The sequence below is a fragment of the Pseudomonas amygdali genome, from assembly GCF_002699855.1.
Lineage (GTDB): Bacteria > Pseudomonadota > Gammaproteobacteria > Pseudomonadales > Pseudomonadaceae > Aquipseudomonas > Aquipseudomonas amygdali.
Genome location: NZ_LKBW01000145.1, coordinates 1 through 3,448, shown reverse-complemented (window position 1 = coordinate 3,448; position 3,448 = coordinate 1). Strand labels below are relative to the sequence as shown.

The following is a 3,448-nucleotide window of genomic DNA, read 5'->3' as shown; positions in this document are numbered from 1 at the left end:
GAATCATCCAATAGACGCCGGATAGATTTAAGCAAGCCAACTACTTCGCCCATGAATCAGCATTGCAAAAAAGGGGGTGACCATAGATTTTTCAACAGGAGTAATCTGGATATCCTGATCGCATTTATTCACGTTTAAAGGTGTCAAAATGGCTGTCCATCCTACCCGCCAACAGCTGCTGTTGGTTGATGACGAAGAGGACGCGAACGAGGAGCTTGCAGAACTGCTCGAAGGCGAGGGGTTCTGCTGTTTCACGGCGTCGTCCGTGAAAATGGCCCTGCACCAGCTGACAGCCCATCCGGACATCGCGCTGGTGATTACCGATCTGCGGATGCCGGAGGAAAGCGGTATCCAGTTGATCCGCCACCTGCGCGAGCACACGTCGCGTCAACACCTGCCTGTCATCGTGACCTCTGGGCACGCCGACATGGACGACGTCAGCGATCTGTTGCGCCTGCACGTGCTGGACCTGTTCCGCAAACCCATCTACCACGTTCGTCTGCTGGAAACGCTCAACAACCTGTTCCCCGAGCCGAAAATCTTTCAGGTTCAGTGACCACAGCGTTTTCGTAACCTTCACTCCACCACGCTGAATTCAACCCTCGCGGTCTGGCCGCTTTCGTCCAGCACGCTTAATTGATAACGGCCCGGTTTGCTAAGGGTCGGGGTGAAGTCTTGCCGGGTGTCGGTGTCCGCCAGTGGCACGCCGTCAATGAACCACCAGCGATGTCCGCTGCCGCCCAGGGCCGAGAGTCTGAGGCGCAGCGCCTGACGGCTGCTCGCTGGCAGGCGCAGGTTGTCGCCTTCGCGCACGCCGACGATGCTAAGCGGCGGTGCCTGGTTGAGGTTCTGTGGTGGACAGTCCGGGTCGGCGGGTGGCAGGCGGGCTTCGCGTCGTTCGGCCCTGGGCAGCCAGGGTTCCAGAGGGGCAGGCCAAAGCGCGATGTCCTGCGCTTGAGCGTCCGGGCAACCGGCCGCCACGCGTAACCCCTTGGCGTTGATCCAGATACGTTCCTGCAAGCCCAGGCCGAGCGGTTGATCGGCCGCCTGCAAGGTTGGCGGCGTGGTGCCGTCCAGTGTCCAGGCGAAGCGCTGTCGACGGCAGTTCGGGTCGCTTTTGCTCATCGGTTGCCCCAGCGGCCAGCAGATCGCTGCCACGCCGACATTCAGCGGCACCGGTTGCACCGGCGCAGCGATCCCGCGCTGGCTGTCGCGATTGACCAGCACATCATGAACCTGAAGCATCAGTGGCGCTGCCGACGCCAGCCCGAACTGCCCCGGCACCGGTGTGCCGTCCGGGCGACCGATCCATACACCGACCAGAAAACGCGGCCCCACACCAATCGCCCACGCATCGCGGAAGCCATAGCTGGTGCCGGTCTTCCAGGCCAGTTGCGGGCGCTGCACCAGCTCGGCGCGCGGGTCTACGTCCGGACGCGACTGGCCGCTGAGGATGCGCCGGATGATCCACGCGGCCCCTGGCGACATCATCTGCCGTTCGCGCAATCGGTCCAGCGGTTGCAATCGAACATCGGCGCTTCGCCCGCCACGAGCGAAGGCGCTGTATCCCGTCACCAAATCCTCCAGCCGACTGCCCGCACCTCCCAGAATCAGCGCCAGATTCGGCTCGGCCAGCGGCGGCAGGGTCAGCGGTACGCCGCCATTGCGCAGTTCGGCGGCGAAGCGTTTCGGCCCATAAACCTCCAGTAACTGCACGGCAGGCAGGTTGAGCGACATCGACAGCGCCGAACTGGCCGCCACAGGTCCGCCGAAACCGGTTGAGAAGTTGCCCGGCCGGTAGTCACCGTAGCGACGCGGGACGTCCTGCATCAGTGATTCGGAGTGGATCAGCCCGGCATCCAATGCCATGCCGTACAGGAATGGCTTGAGGGTGGAGCCGGGCGAACGCAGCGCCGTCACCATGTCCACATGCCCGAAACGTTTGGCGTCGTTGATGTCCACTGAGCCCACATAAGCGCGCACGGCCATGTTTTCTGCCTCGACCACCAGAATCGCTGCCGAGGTCCGTTCCGGAAGGCGCGCGCGCCAGCCCATCAGCAGGTCTTCCATGCGCCGTTGCAGTGAGGCATCCAGCGTGGTGCGGATCAGCGGCGGGCTGTTGGGGCGATTAAGGCGTCGGGCCAGCAGCGGCGCAAGGCTGGGTTCCTGTCGCGGTGCCAGCCATAACGGCTCTTCCAGAGCCTCGTCCACGCTGGCTTGCGGCCATACCTGAAACTCGGCGAGACGCCTCAGCACTTTGTCGCGCGCAGCTTGCGCCCGTTGTGGATGACGGTCCGGCCGCAGCCGACTGGGCGCCTGTGGCAGCACCGCGAGCAATGCAGCCTCGGCGCGAGTCAGATTGTGTGGGGATTTGCCCAGATATGCCCAACTGGCCGCCGCCACTCCTTGCAGCGTTCCGCCGAATGGTGCGCGATTGAGGTACAGGCTGAGGATTTCATCCTTGGACAGGTGCCACTCAAGCTGCAAGGTGCGCCACAACTGGCGAAACTTGCCGGATAAGGTTCGCGAGTGCGGGTCGAGTAGCCGCGCCACCTGCATTGACAGCGTACTGCCACCGGATACCACGCGCGCGCTACTGAGATTTTGCCAGGTGGCGCGCACCAGCGCCAGCGGGTTCACGCCAGGATGGCTGTAGAACCAGCGGTCTTCGTAGGTCAGCAGGGCTTCAAGGTAATAAGGCGAAACCTGCTCGTTGCTGACCGGATAGCGCCACACGCCATTGGCATCGGCAAAGCGCCACAGCGGTGTGCCGTCCTCGGCCAGTACGACGCGGGCCAGATCGTCTTTGGGCAGTGGCAACGGCCACAAGCGATCCGCCAGCCAAAGCAGGGCGATCAGCAGAATGATCGCGCCTGCCAGCCACTTGAGTTTTTGCCGCAGGCGCAGAAGAAATTCAGGTTTCAACGCAAAGAGCCTTTATGATCCACGGAACCTGACACGCCTTGCGACGGCCAAAGCGGACAGATCATTTTCTTCACGACCCCAATCAGGACGTACATATGCAGGTAGAAGGCTTTTTTGAATGGCTCGGGCAGGCCATCGGCGCGGTGATTCGCTTCTTCGTCGACGGTCTGGCGTGGTTGTTCAACGGGTTTACCCATGCTGGAGGAAATTTTGTCGATGGCCTGTCCCGCACGCTGGGCATGGACACTTCACTGATCAGCATCGTCGCACTGATCATTGGCCTGATGCTGCTTTACTCGGCTGTCCGGGCATTCATGCGCGCCTCGATCATCCTCGGGATCATCTGGCTGGCGCTGGGCCTGTGGTTGCTGAGCTGGATCATTCATTGATGCGCTAACTCCGCCTCCACGCCGTAAGCGCGTGCCCTTGTGGGAGCGAACTTGTTCGCGAAGGCTCTATTCCTGAAGATACATCCTCAGTGGATGTATCGTCCCCTTCGCGAACAATGCGGATCGCCGCCCCG

General features: G+C 62.0%; 3 protein-coding genes. 2 read left to right on the top strand and 1 reads right to left on the bottom strand.

The window, feature by feature from the left end:
• Positions 1 to 148: 148 nt before the first annotated feature.
• On the top strand, positions 149 to 556 hold the full coding sequence (locus AO277_RS11910) for a response regulator (protein ID WP_002555358.1): 408 nt from the start codon (positions 149 to 151) through the stop codon (positions 554 to 556).
• 20 nt (positions 557 to 576) lie between these two features.
• Here AO277_RS11910 and pbpC read toward each other — a convergent pair whose 3' ends face one another.
• Entirely contained in the window at positions 577 to 2,925 is a 2,349-nt protein-coding gene (gene pbpC, locus AO277_RS11905) for a peptidoglycan glycosyltransferase PbpC (protein WP_044319873.1), read from the bottom strand.
• Between the two features lie 95 nt (positions 2,926 to 3,020).
• Here pbpC and AO277_RS11900 point away from each other — a divergent pair, with 95 nt between their 5' ends.
• Positions 3,021 to 3,314, top strand: coding sequence for a hypothetical protein (locus tag AO277_RS11900; protein WP_002555356.1), 294 nt, complete (start codon positions 3,021 to 3,023; stop codon positions 3,312 to 3,314).
• The last annotated feature ends 134 nt before the right edge of the window (positions 3,315 to 3,448 follow it).

Excerpts from the sequence above, each read along its gene's own strand:
- AO277_RS11900 (WP_002555356.1), top strand. The coding sequence starts at position 3,021 with ATGCAGGTAGAAGGCTTTTTTGAATGGCTCGGGCAGGCCATCGGCGCG.
- AO277_RS11910 (WP_002555358.1), top strand. The coding sequence starts at position 149 with ATGGCTGTCCATCCTACCCGCCAACAGCTGCTGTTGGTTGATGACGAA.